The following is a 16649-nucleotide window of genomic DNA, read 5'->3' as shown; positions in this document are numbered from 1 at the left end:
ATGGAGTGAGTTTATCGACTATTCCAACTATCGGTTGAGGAGCTGGCGCAGCAGTGTGTCCAGCGAGTTGGCAAAATGCTGGCGGTCTGACTGACTCAGCGGTGGCGGCCCACCCGTTTGCACTCCAGAACTGCGCATCTGGTCCATAAAGTCCCGCATATTCAGACGTTGCCGAATATTGTTCTCGGTATAACGCTCGCCACGCGGATTAATGGCATTACCACCTTTTTCGATCACTTCCGCCGCCAATGGAATATCCGCGGTGATCACCAAATCGCCCGGTTCCAGCTTTTCAACAATATAGTTGTCAGCCACATCGAAACCAGAGGTCACCTGGATTGCCCGTATCACCTTCGATGGTGGCGTTTGCAGATACTGGTTCGCCACCAGCAACAGCGGGATCTGTACCCTTTCAGCCGCGCGATACAAAATCTCTTTAATTGGTTTAGGGCAAGCGTCAGCATCCACCCAAATCTGTTTCAAATCTGTTCTCCATCACTCTGCTCAGCAGATAAAACAAACCCCAGCACTATAACAGTGACCGGGGTTTGTATCAGTTCAATGCTGAGGCTTTCAGCCGATTATTCAGCCTCTTTCATCTTTTCTTCATGGTCCAAATCATGCGGAGGAATGCCTTTACCATCGCCCTTCAGGTAATGATCCATCCAGCGCATCAAACGCAGACTGTAGTCATACTGAGCAGCGACTTTGCGGTTGCCGTGGCCTTCACCCGGATACCAAACCAAACGCACTGGCGCCTGACCCAATGTTTTAAGGTATCGGTAAAGCTCCAACGACTGAGCAGGATGCACTCGAGGATCTTCTTTACCATGCATGATCAGCAGAGGTGTTTTGTGTTTCTGGGCGTGATAAACAGGACTGCGCTCGAGCATATCCTGCCAATGCTCCCAAGGCCACGCACGGGCGTGTACCAGGTACATCTCATTCGGGATATCTGTAGTACCGAATTTAGAGATAAGGTCAGACACCCCCACAAACATAACACTCGCTGCGAAGTGCTCTGACAACGCGGTCGCGCCCCAGGCAGAAGCGTAACCACCGTAACTACCGCCGGTGATCCCCACTTTCTTGGTATCAACCAAACCCGCTTTCACCAACGCATCTTTGGCATCCACCAGGTCGTCAAACTCTTTACCGGCATAGTCATTCTGACCCATCATGGTGAACTTCACGCCCTTGCCTGTGCTACCACGGTAGTTCGGAAAGTAACTGATATAGCCCTGCGCCGCAGCCACCTGAGCAGGGTTTGAGTAACGGTTAACCCAACCGTTAGAGATATGGGCTTCAGGGCCACCATGCACAAACATGATCAGTGGATAGCGCTTACCTTCCTGGTAGTTAAGGGGCAGCACGAGGACACCACCCAGCTCGAGGCCATCACGGGCGTTGTATTTGAAGACTTTCTGCTCAGCAAGCTCGGCTTCTTCCAACCATGGGTTGCTCACAGACAGGCGCTGCAGAGGTTTGCCAACACCTGCGACATGGTAGAGCTCAATGGGATGTTGCGGGGTTTCTGCCAACAGGCTGATATGGTCATCATCGCCGACACTGAGGCTGCGAAGAATCGCTTCGCCGGTTGGGATCAGTGTGCTTTGGCGTTTGCTGTCAATGTTGACCATGCCCAGTGTAGATTCTTCACCTTCATGACCCACATAGAGCGCCTGTTTGTCATTAAGCCAACCGATCGCTTTTACGTGGCCCATATAGTCGGGCAACAGCTCTGTATATTTGCCCCCCGTAGCTGGTACCAGGTAAAGGCGACCATCCGCAGGATCGTGAATATCCGCTGCACCGATAAACAAGACGTGCTCACTTGAAGGTGACCACTCTGCGCGACTCAACTTGCCTTCATGTTTCACTGTGGCCAGTGTCTTACCGTTGGTATCAGCGATATGAAGCGCGCTTTTCATCAGGATGTCATCAATGCCGGAACTGGCAGAGACTTTCAACAGTAATTTGCTGCCATCCGGGCTGAATTTGGCGAACAACACATTGTCTTTGCGCTCCAGCATCTCTGCTTCAGGCTTTTCCTGGGACAGGTCTACCTTCCACAAACGTCCGGGCTCACGCTCCTCTTCGTAAACCTGCGCTTTGAAGCCTTTCTCTTTTAGCTTCTTGTCGCTCTTTGGTTTCGCTTCGCGGGAGACAAACACCAGAGTCTCACCATCCGGGGAAAAATCATATTCACTGATATTACGGCTATGGGCATACACGACCTGCGCTTCGCCACCATCCACAGGGATTTTCCATAAGCTCACATGCTTTTGGTCAAACCGTTTGGCCAGGAAGTAGATGGTTTTGCCATCATTGGACCAGCTGATGCGCTTAACACTCACCTTGCCAGTCACAAACGGGCGCGCCTTGCCACTGCTGTCCGTGACATAAAGACGACGATAAGCCGAGCCATCTTTGTCCTTATATATTTCACGGGGGGCATCAACCACATAAGCAATATTATCGCCTGAAGGTGATGCCGCTTGCTCGACGACGCGCTGCACGCGTGTGAGATCTTCCAAGTTCAATGGCGCTGCGCTTGCCAATGTACTTAAAAGCGCTAATCCCACCAGCCAAACCGTTCTGAGCATGTTATTTTCCTCTTTGCCCTTTTGACGTAAGCATTAAAGATAAAAGCTACGGCATCTTTCAGCCACTATTTAACCCAAATTCTGTTACCTTGTAGTGGCTTAGACGTACCTGAGGGTTGCCAGCCTCGTCGTTTTTAGTGAGAAGCTGACAAACACAAACATTAATGATTTCACCAACAAGTGATTATGGATATGTTCTTTCGCGCTTTCGTTTTTAGCCTTTGTGCACTGATATCTTCTTCTGCATTCGCCAATGATCCAACCGGGTTACCCGTGCCTAACTGGCAACTGCTGGCTTCCCCTGCGGCGGGCGAGATCAAATACCAACACCTGAAAACCTACGACGATGAACTGACCGAACTAACCGGTTATCTGGACCACGGCGCAGCCTATGCCGAGCTGTTAGATCGTGGCAAGAACGAACAAGCGATTAACCTGATCACCGCGACTTTGCGACCTTACGCCCATACCGATGCCCAAGCGGAACACCTGCTTGGAGTCATGGCCCATTGGCGCGCGTACGCTAAGTTCCATCACATGATGCTTCGTTACGGTGACAGCAATGACCCCGAAGTACGTCAGGCGCTAATGACCACCTATCGCAAGGCATTGGAATCCGATGAGGAAAACCGTGCCATGCAGATGTTTCAACATGGATGTGAAATCGAGAGCTATTTACTAAGCTGTCTGTCGCGTATCGCCAGTCTGAACGAACAAACCATGTTGTGTGTGCTGGATTCAACCCATTGCCCGGTATTGATGGAAGAGCTAGCCCGAGCCGAACAGGCTTTGGTTAAAGTCGCGGAAGCCAAATATGAACAATCACCTCGCCAAAAAGAGATCGCGCTGATTCTGGCAATGACCTATCGCGGAGACCTGCTGCCGCTGGATGATGAAACCGTCGCTAAGTTCAAGTTCCCGCGCGATGAAAAGCTGGCAGAAGATTGGGCAAATAAGAACAAGTAACCCCGTTCAGCCTGGATGCAGGAAATAGTCTTAAGAAACAAAAAAGGACGCAAAATGCGTCCTTTTTTGTTCAGACTAGGTTTTTAAAACTTAGCGAAAAAATCGTCACTATGTAGGATGGGGGCCGCGGGTGGTTCCTGAGCAGTCGTACCCAGATAAAGAAAACCAACAATCTCTTCGTGAGACTCCAATCCCAATGCCTCAAGCACTTTGGGATGGTGAGAAAGCGCACCGGAGCGCCACATGCCGCCAAAGTCCTGCGCATAGGCCGCCTGTTGCATCGCCATCATGGCACAGCCCGCCGATATCACCTGCTCAGAACGTGGCACATTGGGATGCTCTTTTGGCGAAGCAATCCCCACAATAATCATCGGCGCCCGCAGAGGCATTTTCGCCGCACGAGCCACCTTATCTTCCGGCGCACCCTCGGCAGCAGAAACATCCGCAAAAATCTTACCCAGACGTGTCAGTCCTTCACCTTCAACCACCAGATAACGCCAGGGCTGCAAACGCCCATGATCCGGAACTCGCAAAGCCGCCTGAAAGATGTTTTCCAGAGCTTGCCCTTGTGGCGCAGGGGCCTTCAATTGGGGCTGGGAGCAACGATTGATTAGCAGATCGATAACTTGCATCGGAATAGTTACGCCTTGATAAAAAGTGCATCCAAGTTACCAGATCCCATACAGTGGCTCTACTCTCTGAGCCGGCTTATTTGGAAGATGTGAAACCTGACACGGAGATTTCGTACGCACACTTCCAGCTCTTACATTTTGATAACATTTAAGTGCAAACTCCCTATCGAGTTAATGGATATTGCAACATGATTTGTTCTTTCAAACCTCTTCTCCCTCTGGGAGAAGATTGAGATGAGGAAGCTATTTTCATGTTTCAGCAGCAAATCGTAGCTAATAGTTTCGGACGCATACTAGCGGCCTAGTGCCGCGAGCCAAGTGGACTAAGTAAAGAAAACTAGCACTTAAGAAGACTTAAATCCGCCCGCGTTTAACCTAATGAATTTACCGATTATCAGAAAACTCTCGCTAAAGTAGACTTCAGCTTTTCCTTCAGGGTAAGTGATAAAAATCGTTCGCCTATCAGCCTCGCAAAGAACCTCTATTTCGTTAGATTCGATCAGTGCTACTTCCCTAGATACATCGCCAAAGATTCTTGCTGATAGAATCACGAAAATTTCTTGTTCTGTTAAGTCATCAAAATCATCTTTGAGGCGACCCCTCATAGCTGAAATGTCGTGCAATGAAGCCAAGCCATCATAGTTCAATCTGCCCGCAGAGTGCTGCGATTTAAAAATGGTTTGGTAGTCACCAAACACATTCAATAGCCTGGATTCACAGCTGGGTTTATCTATACCTGCGTAAACAGGCGAGACGCCAAGCAGAACAAGAATAAATACCAGAAACAATTCTCTAATTAATTTCACTCGAGGCCTTCCCTGCTTTAACTCTAAAAGTCGTTTACGACCAGACGCCAGGATACTGCAAGTACACTACTACAGTACGAGTTTTCAGACAGTAAACATTCGAGACCATGCCTTTCGCGTTGCTGATGCAGGTCAGCCGATTGAGCCCAAGGCAAGGAGCTGGGTGCGGTGTTTCTCTATCTGAGTGAAAGATTTCGGGCGCACAGCATTCATCTTTTTATACAAAGATAATCATCTGCGCCCAAGGCAGGGAGGCACTGCGCGTAGCCTCCCTACCAACCCTGTCGCGCCCCAACTATGTGCTAATCCTTCGCTCCCGACTTCACCTGCACTAACAGCTCGATAAACATCCCTGTTTAACGAGCCTAAACTGGGCATCCATGCCCAGTTTCACGTTTGCCTTTGTCTCCGCTACGGGCACATAGAAGGGGAAAATTGGCGCCGGGCTCTGCTACGGGACTCGTCTCCCTTCAGGCTCGCTGAACGGAAACAACTGAGAGAGCAAACGAGGGCATGGACGCCCTCGTTAAGAACTGCAAGCAGGGACGCTTGTCAGTTCTGCTGCTTGGCAAAGTTGATGAAGTGAAGATGACGAGCCTTTGGGAGTGCGGGGGATTGGCAAGGGGCTGCGCATACAGCCCCTTGCCTTAGGCGCCATAAACCTTATTCGTTTATCGCCATTGAAATTTGGGCGCCTAACATTAAAGCCAAAAGCTATGACTTCATAACACTTCGATGAACCCAATAATCCACACTGGTATAACGCCCACCACCCGTAAAGAACAACGACAACAACATCACAAAGTAGGTTATCGCGAATTCAATACCGTTATTCAGCACGACAAAACTGCCGCTGGAGGTTAACCAATCGTAGTTACCGTGCTCTTGCAGAATCTCTTTAGCGATACTCAGCTTACGCGCAGATTCAGCCACCTGCTCGCCAGCCAACCAGCTGTTTGGGTCTGCAATGGCTAACCAGCCATTCTCCCAGTGAACCGAGAACGCCGCGACCAGCATGGTGACCATCAATGGAATACTCACCCAGCGAACCAGAATGCCCGGGATCAAAAGAATACCGCCGATAAACTCTGCGCCTATCGCCAACGTCGCCATCAATGCAGGAAACGGTAATCCCAAACCCCAGTCACTGTTGCCAAACCATTCAACAACACCATCAAAACCTTGGATCTTGTTCCAGCCTGCCTGGATCATCACAGGTGCCAGGTAAAGCCTCAGCAGCAGCGGCCCTAAGCCATCGATCTGCATGATCCGTTTCCACACATTATCTACCGGCGTATATAACTGTTGCACACCCATGATTGCTACATCCTTCAATTTTCAAAACAAGTCAGTTATGAGGATAGAACGGTTTAACAGCGAATAACTTTCAACCTAATGACAGATCTGATCTGTTAAAACTTTGTCAGCAGCGGATGTATAGACACTAAGACTTCTAGACGGCTAAACGTGATTAGGATAGACTCGGTTCAGCTTGGGCAAGGTGTATCCCATACAACTAATATATACACGGTGATATAGGTAACAGCGTATGCCGATCAGAATTCCAGACTCGCTACCCGCGGCAAATATTCTTCGTCAGGAGAATATTTTCATCATGCCTGCGTCGCGAGCAGAGCATCAGGATATCCGCCCCCTTCGAGTGCTGATTCTGAACCTGATGCCAAAGAAGATTGAGACAGAAACGCAATTGTTGCGCCTGTTATCCAACAGTGCGCTACAGATTGATGTCGAGCTGCTACGCATCGATGATCGCCCTTCCAAGAACACGCCGAAAGAACACCTCGATGCCTTTTACCGCAGCTTCGAAGAAGTTAAAGACAACTGCTACGACGGCTTTATCATCACAGGTGCCCCACTCGGCCAGATCGCCTTTGAAGAAGTGCTTTATTGGGAACGGATGCAAACAATCATGGAGTGGTCTCGCAGCCACGTGACCAGCACCATGTTCCTGTGCTGGGCTGCCCATGCTGCGCTGCACCATTTCTATGACTTACTGCGTCATCTGCGTGAAGAGAAACTTTCTGGCGTCTATGAACATCAGGTTCGCCAGGCAGCCAAGGCGCATCCGCTGTTACGCGGTTTTGATGAGTATTTCTTTGCTCCCCATAGTCGTTATGCCGAAGTTCGCGTATCAGCGATTGACAACCATCCTGAGCTGGAAGTGTTAGTTGATTCAGAAATCGCCGGGCTATATCTGGTGGGCTCCAAAGATGGTCGCCAGTTCTTTGTCACAGGCCACCCCGAGTATGACCCCAACACCATCGACGATGAGTACCGCCGTGATATCGCTGCAGGCATCGAGCCTCAGATACCTGAAAACTACTACGCCAAAGATGATCCAAACAATCCGTATAAGGTGACATGGCGCAGCCATGGTAATCTGCTGTTTACCAACTGGCTTAATTATCACGTGTATCAGTTGACCCCGTTTGACCTGAATGAAGCGAACCTCGCCGCGCTCAGCCAACAACACGCCGAATCGATATAGGAAGATTGAAGTTTGAACAGAGAACAACGCATTCAGGCGCTTAAAGACACGCTTCAGCAACGTATCGCCATCATTGACGGCGGTATGGGTACCATGATCCAGAATCGCAAACTGGAAGAAGCCGACTATCGTGGCGAACGCTTTGCAGACTGGCCTTCCGACCTGAAAGGCAACAATGACCTGCTGGTGCTGACACAGCCAGAGATCATCTACGATATCCACCGCGAATACCTGTTGGCCGGTGCCGATATTCTGGAGACCAACAGCTTTAACGCCACCAGCATTGCCATGGCTGATTACGACATGGAATCGCTGGTTACCGAGATTAACTTCGAGTCTGCCCGCTTAGCTCGTAAAGCCGCTGACGATGTTGCAGCCGAAACCGGTGTGCCACGTTTTGTTGCGGGTGTACTGGGCCCGACTAACCGCACCGCTTCCATCTCACCTGATGTGAACGATCCCGGTTTCCGAAACACCAGCTTTGATGCCTTGGTTGAAGCTTATATCGAAGCGACCAAAGCGCTGATTGATGGTGGTGCAGATCTCATCCTGATCGAAACCATTTTCGACACGTTAAACGCCAAAGCCGCCGTGTTCGCGGTGCAAACTGTATTTGCCGAGATTGGCTTTGAACTGCCTATCATGATCTCTGGCACCATTACTGACGCTTCTGGCCGTACCTTATCGGGACAAACCACTGAAGCTTTTTATCACTCCCTACGCCACGCTAATCCGATTTCCATGGGTCTTAACTGTGCGCTTGGACCAAAAGAGCTGCGTCAATACGTATACGACCTGTCTGAGATCGCTGAATGCCCGGTCTCTGTTCACCCTAACGCTGGTTTGCCAAATGCCTTTGGCGAATATGATTTGGGTGCTGAAGAGATGGCTGGTCATATCAAAGAGTGGGCAGAATCTGGCTTAGTTAACCTGGTGGGTGGCTGCTGTGGTACCACGCCGGAGCATATCGCCGCCATGGCCGAAGCGGTTAAAGGCCTGACGCCGAGAGCGATGCCAGAGCAAGACGTTGCCTGTCGACTGTCGGGGTTGGAACCACTGACCATTACTGCCGATACCCTGTTTGTGAATGTGGGAGAACGCACCAACGTCACCGGTTCAGCAAAGTTTAAGCGTCTGATCAAAGAGGAAGCTTACGAAGAGGCGCTGGATGTCGCCAAACAACAGGTAGAAAACGGCGCCCAGATCATCGATATCAACATGGATGAAGGCATGTTGGATGCCGAAGCCTGCATGGTTCGCTTCCTCAACCTGATTGCAGCCGAGCCTGATATTGCTCGTGTGCCTGTGATGATTGACTCATCCAAATGGGAAGTGCTCGAAGCCGGCCTGAAGTGTATTCAGGGTAAAGGTGTCGTTAACTCCATCTCGATGAAGGAAGGCGAAGAGAAGTTTATCGAGCAAGCCACCCTGATCCGTCGCTACGGCGCCGCGGTGATTGTGATGGCGTTCGATGAAGTCGGCCAGGCCGATACCCGTGCCCGCAAGTTCGAGATCTGTCAGCGCGCTTACGATGTGCTGGTTAACAAGGTTGGCTTCCCACCGGAAGATATTATCTTCGACCCTAATATCTTCGCTGTTGCCACAGGTATCGATGAACACGACAACTATGCGGTCGACTTTATTGAAGCCACAGCTGATATCAAGCAGCACCTGCCTCACGCGATGATCTCAGGTGGTGTATCTAACGTGTCATTCTCGTTCCGTGGTAACAACCCGGTACGTGAGGCGATCCACGCGGTATTCCTCTACCACGCCATTAAAAACGGCATGGACATGGGTATCGTTAACGCGGGCCAGCTGGAGATCTACGAAGAGATCCCTGAGAAGCTGCGCGAAGCGGTAGAAGATGTGGTACTCAATCGCCACAGTGATGCCACTGAGAACCTGCTGGCCATTGCCGATGAGTATCGCGATTCAGGTGCAGCAAAAGAGGATGACTCTGCCGCTGAGTGGCGTTCTTGGGACGTCGCTAAACGTCTGGAACATGCACTGGTTAAGGGCATCACCGACTTTATTGAAGAAGATACCGAAGAAGCACGTCAGCAGGCAGACCGTCCACTACACGTGATTGAAGGGCCATTGATGGATGGCATGAACGTGGTCGGCGACTTGTTTGGTGCCGGTAAGATGTTCCTGCCTCAGGTGGTTAAGTCAGCGCGGGTGATGAAACGCGCGGTGGCCTATCTCGAACCCTACATCGAAGCAGAAAAATCAGCCGGTCAGAGCAACGGAAAGATCTTGATGGCCACGGTGAAAGGCGATGTTCACGATATCGGTAAGAACATCGTAGGTGTGGTACTGCAGTGTAACAACTACGAAGTGATCGACCTTGGCGTGATGGTTCCCGCCGACAAGATCCTGCAGGTGGCCAAAGAGGAAAACGTCGATATTATCGGTCTTTCTGGCTTGATCACCCCATCTCTCGACGAGATGGTACATATGGCCAAAGAGATGCAGCGCCAGGGCTTTGACCTGCCGCTGATGATCGGCGGGGCTACCACCTCGAAAGCCCACACCGCGGTTAAAATCGAACAGAATTACGACGAGCCGGTTGTTTACGTACCCAACGCATCACGCGCTGTAGGTGTTGCCAGCCAACTGCTGAGCGACGAGCACAAGCCAGGCTTTGTTGAGCGCCTCGATAAAGAGTATGACACCGTACGTATCCAACACGCCCGCAAGCAGTCGCAGGCCAAGCCGATCGCTATCGAAGACGCCCGCGCGAATCGCTTCTCGCCGGATTGGGATGAGTACACCCCACCAGTACCAAAACATCTGGGCGTAACCCGCCTGGAAGATGTGTCGCTGGAAACACTGCGTGACTACATCGATTGGACGCCGTTCTTCCTGACCTGGCAGATGAAAGGTAAATACCCTTCCATCTTCGACAACGAGGAGCAGGGTGAAGAAGCGAAGAAGCTGTTTAATGATGCCAACAAGCTGATCGACCAAGCGATCAAAGAAGGCAAACTGAAAGCCAGTGGCGTACTGGGGCTGTTCCCAGCCAACGGTGTTGGCGACGACATCGAAGTCTACAAAGACGAATCACGCAGCGAAGTACTGACCACGCTACATAACCTGCGTCAGCAGACACAAAAGCGCCCTGGGCAGCCTAACTACTGTGTGTCGGATTACGTGGCACCCAAGTCTTCTGGCAAAGCCGATTATGTGGGTGGTTTTGCTGTCACCGCAGGCTTGGGCGAAGATGAATGGGCCAAAGAGTTTGAAGCGGCCCACGATGATTACCACGCCATTATGGTGAAAGCGGTTGCTGACCGCCTGGCAGAAGCCTTTGCTGAATACCTGCACCAGCAAGTGCGCAAAGTCTACTGGGGTTACTCGCCGGAAGAAGATCTGACTAACGACGACCTGATCCGCGAGAAGTATCAGGGTATCCGCCCTGCCCCCGGCTACCCAGCCAACCCAGAGCACACCGAAAAAGTCACGCTATGGGAACTACTGGATGCCGAAGCCGCCTCAGGTATTAAGTTGACAGACAATTACGCCATGTGGCCAGGTGCTGCTGTATCAGGTTGGTACCTGTCTCACCCTGACAGCAAGTACTTCGCAGTCGCTCAGATCCAGCAGGATCAGGCGGAAGACTACCAACAGCGTAAGGGTTGGGATAAGGAAACTATGGAGCGCTGGTTAGCACCGAACTTGCCGTATTAAGGTATGGCCTTACTAAGATTTGGTGCTTTGAGTTTTGTGTCATTAAGCCCCGGTATTTACCGGGGCTTTTTCTATGTAGTAATCGAGCCTTTACCGGCACGATTTATTTACCAATTAATTAGTAATCGCCAAACTTCTCAGCCACCGATTTTGATATGGATGACTCTAAGCCTTTTAAAAGCTCATTATCATTCAATAAATCAGCCAGAGTGTCCTCATCAACCGCATCATCATTCAAATTCTCAATATGGGCGATGTAATGGCGCAGTGCATCTAATACCAAGGTCGCATCTGAGCAAGGAAGTTTTAGGTCAATTGTTTCCATTCACTATTATCCTTATGAAATTCTCTGAGCATGCTCTCTAACTGAGTCCATCAGAGCATGAAATTCACTTAGCCTCATTGTTACTTGTGGGGCCAACATGTAGTGGTTTTCCCTACCAGGGCGCTTGTCTATGACGAGTTTTATGCCTTGCGGTAGTGGAGTACCTTTAGGAAGCTTCCAAGTATTTTTCTTTCCACTTGCCACAGAGGAAAATGCACTAATGCCATTGCCATCAGCCACAATGTACTTGATTCCATTCCTGTTTTGAATGATGGCATCTTTCATTGGTCTGACGTGGTCAAAGCGTGGACTCGATGCATTTCCATATCGATATAAATCAAGAAAAAGTTCTGTGTAGTCAGAAATATAGATCTCATCAGGCGTAAGCACCTTAAACCTCCTTGTCTAAGTGAAACCCGCAACACTCTGTGACGGATTGAAGTGCAAAACTACATCTATGTTGATAAGTATTCAACCTCAAAAATAATATAAATCATTGTTAATTAATGCTTTTATTATTAATTCTTTCCTTCATTATGCATTCAAAATGCACACCACGGGCGCATAGAAGGGGAAATTGGCGCCGAGTTCTGCTTCGGGAATCGTCTCCCTTCAGGCTCGCTGAACGAAAACAACTGAGAGAGCAAACGAGGGCATGGACGCCCTCGTTAAGAACAGCAAGCAAGGATGCTTGTCTGTTCTGCTGCTCGGTAAAGTTGGTGCAGTGAAGATGAAGAGCCTGTGGGAGTGCGGGGGATTGGTAAGGGGCTGCGCATACAGCCCCTTACCTTGGGCGCAGACAATTATCTATGTATAGAAAGGTGTACTCTGTGCGCCCAAAAACTTTCACCCAGATCGAAAGAAGAACACCGCATACAGCCCCTTACCTTGGGCGCAGATGATGACCTGTACATAGAAAGATGAACGTTATGCGCCCGAAACCTATATCCCAAACAGAAAGCAGTATCACTGACCAGAGGCCAAACCCACCAATAAACGGTATAGTTAACCAAGACCAACTACCCTCCCCCAGCAGCATGTTCAAATGGCTTACCGGCAAAAAGAAATCTAAACCACAGCCCGCTACGGTGAGTCTGAAAAAACGCGCGCCTGCAAAGAAACAAACGCCTCAAAAGCCGCAGGCCAAGTCATCAAAAGCCAAACTGGAAGCAGAAAGAAAGCTAAAGCGGCTGGGTCTGCTCAAGCTGAGTGAACAGGAAACGGTAAGAGCAATTAGAAAGTATGTGCGAGACAATCCGAAGCAAGCAGCTAACCTGATATCGCTTTGGATTGCCACCGAGCAACAGCGGAATAAGAAGTAAGCCGCATACCAAGTCTCTCTGTTGGCAAACGGCTAACCATTAATGAGAAAAGCCTCTGCTAAAGACCCAACGCACTCAACTTAATCTGATACAGATTTCCGCGTCCATTTTCGATACGGGTAAAGAACAGGTACTCACCATTTGGCGAGACAATGGGCGTGAACTCATGGTCGGGCGTATTCACTTTGTCGCCCAGACTTTTCGCTACGGTCCACTTGCCATCGACTTTCTGAGACACATAGAGGTCGCCACGGCCAAGGCTGTCTTTGCGGTTTGAGATACTGAAGATAATGGTGTTGCCATCACGCAAAACAACAGAGTCCCCTATCTTGGCATCTTCGCCATAGATATGAGCGGGGAGCGGTTTAGGCTCTTCAAAGCCTGAAGGCACCCGTTTGGCAACGTACATTTGGCGACCATTGTTGCGAAATGAAGGGAAATATAGGTCGCCGTTATCAGTAATTGAAGGGTAAAGGTCATCACCATCAGAGCTCAGCGAAGCCAGATACTTTGGCTCTTGCCATTCTCCGTCGGCAGAAAGCGCGACACGCCATAGATTTACTGAACCACTTATCTCTCCACCCGCCACAGTTGGCCGCTTGGAAACAAAGTAAACCTGAGAATAATCTTCATTGAAATAGGGATCGGCTTCGAGGTAGCCACCTGAGAATGGCAGCGCTACTGGCGTTTGCCACTGTCCTTGCTTGTAGAAAGACTCCATCATGGTACAGCTGCTGAAGTCATCTTTGCATCGCGCAAACAAAAGGTGATCTCCAGCCTCATTGAACACAGTATTGATTTCAAAGTGCTCAGCGGTAGAGATAATTCCTGGCGCAAACTGCACGGCTTTCTCAGAAGCTTCTGCATTATGATAAGGCGCTGGGCCGGCCAAAGTACTGCCTGATACAAGCAGCGTGGTAGCAGCAAACAGTACGTTTTTGGTGGTTAGATTGGCTGACATATCGCCTTCCTATTGTTATTAGATGTATAAACTCCCCTGCTTCACCTGGCGGCTGTCAGCCAGCCGAAGCGCAGCAGCGCAAGTTACAGCGGATCCAATGGCAAGGCTAGCCTGGTGAGCAGAAAACGTTGGTTGAGGAGGTCTGGTGGTGTAAGTGAACTCTTACGAGGAAAGGTGAATACAAGGCTAGAGTAACAGAATTAGCGCTAGTGTTCCGGTAACTACACTGGGTGTCCACCATGGAAACTGCCACCCCTTTTCCTCTTCAACCACCTCAGGGTCATCAGGCGAGATCACTGGCTCCATCTTCTTGCGCCCTTCCATCTGATGGATCTCTACCATGGAGGGGTTGTCTTTGGGTATTACACCTGCAGTATCAGCTGCAAACTGTTTGCCTTCGAGAGTAAAGCGATAGCTGTGGCCGGTGTGAGTATGCAATACCAAGGTATCGCCCTCTTCGATATCTTCCAACCACTCCTGGTTCTTTGCGATCTCGGCATCAGGTTGAGAAACGGGGACCGCAACGTAAACAGTGTTCGTGCATGCAGACAACAGCAAAGCTGCGACCGTAAGCATCAAAGTGCGGCCGTTCATCTCTCTCTACCCTGTGTTCAGTTGATTTATTCAGTTCGGTTCGTTAAAGCTCGGCAGCCAACTCAGCACCATCACGAATGGCACGTTTTGCGTCCAACTCAGCCGCCAGCTTAGCACCGCCAATCAGGTGCACCGACGCGCCTCGGTGCAATAAGTCATCATAAAGCGAACGCTGCGACTCTTGGCCAGCACATAGGATGACATTGTCTACCGGCAATAGTTCAGAGTGACCGTCGACTTCGATATGCAAGCCATCTTCATCAATGCGCTTGTACTGCACACCAGCCATCATTTTTACACCATGATGTTTTAGTGTGGCGCGATGGATCCAGCCCGTGGTTTTGCCCAAGCCTGCGCCCACTTTACTGGTTTTGCGCTGTAGCAGGTAGATCTCACGATCTGATTTTTCTGGGTCATGCCCGTTATGTTTAGCTTCCACCTGCGCTTTCAAACCACCTGCCTGCTCCAGATTAGGGTCGATCCCCCAAGTGTCTAACCAACGAGGCAAATCTACTGTCGAAGATGGATGACCTTCAACCAGGTACTCAGCGACATCGAAGCCAATACCACCAGCGCCTATGATGGCAACCTTCTCACCAACAGGTTTATGCTCTCTCAGCACATCGAGATAACCCAACACTTTCTCATGGTCAACGCCCTCAATAGGCGGTGTTCTGGGGGTTACACCGGTAGCAACAATGATCTCATCAAACTGTTGTTCAATAAGAGAGTCTGCTGTTTGTAGCTCTCCAAATCGTTGCTCAACACCCGCGCTGTTCAACCGGTTGCGGAAGTAGCGCAGCGTTTCATAAAACTCCTCTTTACCGGGGATCTGTTTGGCATAGTTAAATTGCCCGCCGATATCCTGGTCTTTATCGAACAACACCACATCATGGCCTCGCTCCGCTGCAAAACATGCCGCGGAAAGTCCTGCAGGCCCCGCACCGATAACCGCCACCCGCTTCGCTTTCTTAGCAGGTTCGATAACCAGTTCGGTTTCATAACAAGCAAGAGGATTAACCAAACAACTGGCACGTTTACCTTTAAACACGTGGTCAAGGCAAGCCTGGTTACAGGCGATGCACGTATTGATGGTGTCGGCTTTGCCCGCGGCCGCTTTGTTAACAAATTCAGCGTCAGCCAGCATAGGCCTGGCCATGGACACCATATCCGCATCACCACGAGCGAGCACCTCTTCACCCACTTGAGGGTCATTGATACGGTTGGTGGTCACTAATGGAATGGATACTTCGCCTTTGAGCTTGGCGGTGACCCAACTGAATGCCGCCCGGGGAACACTGGTGGCAATGGTCGGTACCCGTGCTTCGTGCCAACCGATACCAGTATTGATAATGGAAACACCAGCCTGTTCCAGCCACTTGGCCATGGAAGGTAGCTCTTCCATGGTGACCCCTTGGTCAACCAGCTCCAACATTGAGAGGCGGAAAATAATGATGAAATTTGCCCCCACCTGCTCACGAATCGCTTTGACTATCTCCAGTGGAAAGCGCATCCGGTTTTCTAATGAGCCGCCCCACTTGTCGGTGCGTTTATTGGTACGCGGACAGACAAATTGGTTGATCAGGTAGCCCTCTGACCCCATCACTTCAACACCGTCATAACCGGCTTTCTGGGCTAATTTTGCACACTTAGCGAACTGTCTGATGGTCCTTTTGACACCGCCTTCACTGAGCGCAGAAGGCTTAAACGGGTTAATCGGTGCTTTGATCGCGCTGGGGGCGACGGAGAAAGGGTGATAGGCGTACCGACCTGCGTGCAGTATTTGTAAACAGATTTTCCCGTCGTGCTGGTGCACGGCTTCAGTCACTTTTCTGTGTTTGCCGACTTGGAAGCCGAAGCTAAGCTGGCTGCCATGGGGAGCCAATCGGCCACGAAAATTAGGCGAGATGCCACCCGTCACAATCAGACCAACGCCGCCTTTTGCTCGCTCAGCGTAAAATGCTGCCAATTTGTCGAAACCGCCCCGTTCTTCCTCCAGGCCGGTGTGCATTGAACCCATCAAGACGCGGTTTCGTATCTGAGTGAAACCTAAGTCGAGTGGCGCAAGTAAATTAGGGTAGTTTGCAGAGGTCATAGTTCTCGGGCCATTTTTAATGTTTTTGTTATTGGGTACTTATTAGCTTCAACTACTCAGCTTAATGGTCGTACCAGTTGGTCGCAAGTGTTCGAGCTCTAATTTCGCAGTTACAGAATTACAATTGTTTACAAATTGAG

At 50.2% G+C, this 16649-nt stretch carries 14 protein-coding genes; 4 read left to right on the top strand and 10 right to left on the bottom strand.

The features are described from left to right. Nucleotides 1-27: 27 nt before the first annotated feature. Both ABEA14_RS00355 and ABEA14_RS00350 read right to left on the bottom strand, forming a co-directional pair. Nucleotides 28-483, bottom strand: coding sequence for a YaiI/YqxD family protein (locus ABEA14_RS00355; protein WP_345337737.1), 456 nt, complete (start codon nucleotides 481-483; stop codon nucleotides 28-30). A 98-nt stretch (nucleotides 484-581) separates the two neighbouring features. Then, nucleotides 582-2606: a S9 family peptidase gene (locus ABEA14_RS00350; RefSeq protein WP_345337736.1), complete on the bottom strand. Its 2025-nt coding sequence runs from the start codon at nucleotides 2604-2606 to the stop codon at nucleotides 582-584. A 186-nt stretch (nucleotides 2607-2792) separates the two neighbouring features. Here ABEA14_RS00350 and ABEA14_RS00345 point away from each other — a divergent pair, with 186 nt between their 5' ends. Further along, the gene (locus ABEA14_RS00345; protein WP_345337734.1) at nucleotides 2793-3572 is read left to right on the top strand and encodes a hypothetical protein; all 780 of its coding nucleotides are present in this window, start codon (nucleotides 2793-2795) and stop codon (nucleotides 3570-3572) included. Nucleotides 3573-3655: 83 nt separating this feature from the next. Here ABEA14_RS00345 and ABEA14_RS00340 read toward each other — a convergent pair whose 3' ends face one another. The 3 genes from ABEA14_RS00340 to ABEA14_RS00330 all read right to left on the bottom strand — a co-directional run bounded on the left by ABEA14_RS00340 (nucleotide 3656) and on the right by ABEA14_RS00330 (nucleotide 6327). After that, nucleotides 3656-4204, bottom strand: coding sequence for an NAD(P)H nitroreductase (locus ABEA14_RS00340; RefSeq protein WP_345337732.1), 549 nt, complete (start codon nucleotides 4202-4204; stop codon nucleotides 3656-3658). Nucleotides 4205-4548: 344 nt separating this feature from the next. Beyond that, entirely contained in the window at nucleotides 4549-5010 is a 462-nt protein-coding gene (locus tag ABEA14_RS00335; RefSeq protein ID WP_345337731.1) for a hypothetical protein, read from the bottom strand. Nucleotides 5011-5724: 714 nt separating this feature from the next. Next, a complete protein-coding gene (locus ABEA14_RS00330) occupies nucleotides 5725-6327 on the bottom strand; it encodes an HvfX family Cu-binding RiPP maturation protein (protein WP_345337730.1) in 603 nt (200 codons plus the stop codon). Nucleotides 6328-6559: 232 nt separating this feature from the next. Between ABEA14_RS00330 and metA the strand changes: the two genes are divergently transcribed. Continuing rightward, nucleotides 6560-7519, top strand: a complete 960-nt coding sequence (metA, locus tag ABEA14_RS00325) for a homoserine O-acetyltransferase MetA (RefSeq protein WP_345337729.1) — start codon at nucleotides 6560-6562, stop codon at nucleotides 7517-7519. Nucleotides 7520-7531: 12 nt separating this feature from the next. Continuing rightward, nucleotides 7532-11212 (top strand): methionine synthase, encoded by a 3681-nt coding sequence (gene metH / locus ABEA14_RS00320; protein WP_345337728.1) that lies wholly within the window; start codon nucleotides 7532-7534, stop codon nucleotides 11210-11212. 118 nt (nucleotides 11213-11330) lie between these two features. Here metH and ABEA14_RS00315 read toward each other — a convergent pair whose 3' ends face one another. Together ABEA14_RS00315 and ABEA14_RS00310 are read right to left on the bottom strand one after the other, a co-directional pair. Continuing rightward, nucleotides 11331-11537 (bottom strand): hypothetical protein, encoded by a 207-nt coding sequence (locus tag ABEA14_RS00315; RefSeq protein ID WP_345337727.1) that lies wholly within the window; start codon nucleotides 11535-11537, stop codon nucleotides 11331-11333. A 12-nt stretch (nucleotides 11538-11549) separates the two neighbouring features. Then, the gene (locus tag ABEA14_RS00310) at nucleotides 11550-11927 is read right to left on the bottom strand and encodes a Tse2 family ADP-ribosyltransferase toxin (protein ID WP_345337726.1); all 378 of its coding nucleotides are present in this window, start codon (nucleotides 11925-11927) and stop codon (nucleotides 11550-11552) included. Between the two features lie 539 nt (nucleotides 11928-12466). Between ABEA14_RS00310 and ABEA14_RS00305 the strand changes: the two genes are divergently transcribed. After that, nucleotides 12467-12859, top strand: coding sequence for a hypothetical protein (locus tag ABEA14_RS00305; protein ID WP_345337725.1), 393 nt, complete (start codon nucleotides 12467-12469; stop codon nucleotides 12857-12859). 58 nt (nucleotides 12860-12917) lie between these two features. Here ABEA14_RS00305 and ABEA14_RS00300 read toward each other — a convergent pair whose 3' ends face one another. From ABEA14_RS00300 to ABEA14_RS00290, 3 genes are all read right to left on the bottom strand, one after another. Next, nucleotides 12918-13820: a TolB family protein gene (locus tag ABEA14_RS00300; protein WP_345337724.1), complete on the bottom strand. Its 903-nt coding sequence runs from the start codon at nucleotides 13818-13820 to the stop codon at nucleotides 12918-12920. Nucleotides 13821-14006: 186 nt separating this feature from the next. Then, nucleotides 14007-14414 (bottom strand): hypothetical protein, encoded by a 408-nt coding sequence (locus ABEA14_RS00295; RefSeq protein ID WP_345337723.1) that lies wholly within the window; start codon nucleotides 14412-14414, stop codon nucleotides 14007-14009. Between the two features lie 43 nt (nucleotides 14415-14457). After that, nucleotides 14458-16509 carry an FAD-dependent oxidoreductase gene (locus tag ABEA14_RS00290; protein ID WP_345337722.1) on the bottom strand — a complete coding sequence of 684 codons (2052 nt, stop codon included), beginning with the start codon at nucleotides 16507-16509 and terminating at the stop codon, nucleotides 14458-14460. Between the last annotated feature and the right edge of the window lie 140 nt (nucleotides 16510-16649).

The organism is Corallincola platygyrae (genome assembly GCF_039544265.1).
GTDB lineage: Bacteria > Pseudomonadota > Gammaproteobacteria > Enterobacterales > Neiellaceae > Corallincola > Corallincola platygyrae.
Note: the sequence above shows the minus strand (reverse complement) of the source record. Positions and strands in the feature narration are given on the sequence as shown.

Excerpts from the sequence above, each read along its gene's own strand:
- ABEA14_RS00330 (WP_345337730.1), bottom strand. The coding sequence starts at position 6,327 with ATGGGTGTGCAACAGTTATATACGCCGGTAGATAATGTGTGGAAACGG.
- ABEA14_RS00350 (WP_345337736.1), bottom strand. The coding sequence starts at position 2,606 with ATGCTCAGAACGGTTTGGCTGGTGGGATTAGCGCTTTTAAGTACATTG.
- metA (WP_345337729.1), top strand. The coding sequence starts at position 6,560 with ATGCCGATCAGAATTCCAGACTCGCTACCCGCGGCAAATATTCTTCGT.
- ABEA14_RS00295 (WP_345337723.1), bottom strand. The coding sequence starts at position 14,414 with ATGAACGGCCGCACTTTGATGCTTACGGTCGCAGCTTTGCTGTTGTCT.
- ABEA14_RS00340 (WP_345337732.1), bottom strand. The coding sequence starts at position 4,204 with ATGCAAGTTATCGATCTGCTAATCAATCGTTGCTCCCAGCCCCAATTG.
- ABEA14_RS00305 (WP_345337725.1), top strand. The coding sequence starts at position 12,467 with ATGCGCCCGAAACCTATATCCCAAACAGAAAGCAGTATCACTGACCAG.
- ABEA14_RS00300 (WP_345337724.1), bottom strand. The coding sequence starts at position 13,820 with ATGTCAGCCAATCTAACCACCAAAAACGTACTGTTTGCTGCTACCACG.
- ABEA14_RS00345 (WP_345337734.1), top strand. The coding sequence starts at position 2,793 with ATGGATATGTTCTTTCGCGCTTTCGTTTTTAGCCTTTGTGCACTGATA.
- ABEA14_RS00290 (WP_345337722.1), bottom strand. The coding sequence starts at position 16,509 with ATGACCTCTGCAAACTACCCTAATTTACTTGCGCCACTCGACTTAGGT.
- ABEA14_RS00315 (WP_345337727.1), bottom strand. The coding sequence starts at position 11,537 with ATGGAAACAATTGACCTAAAACTTCCTTGCTCAGATGCGACCTTGGTA.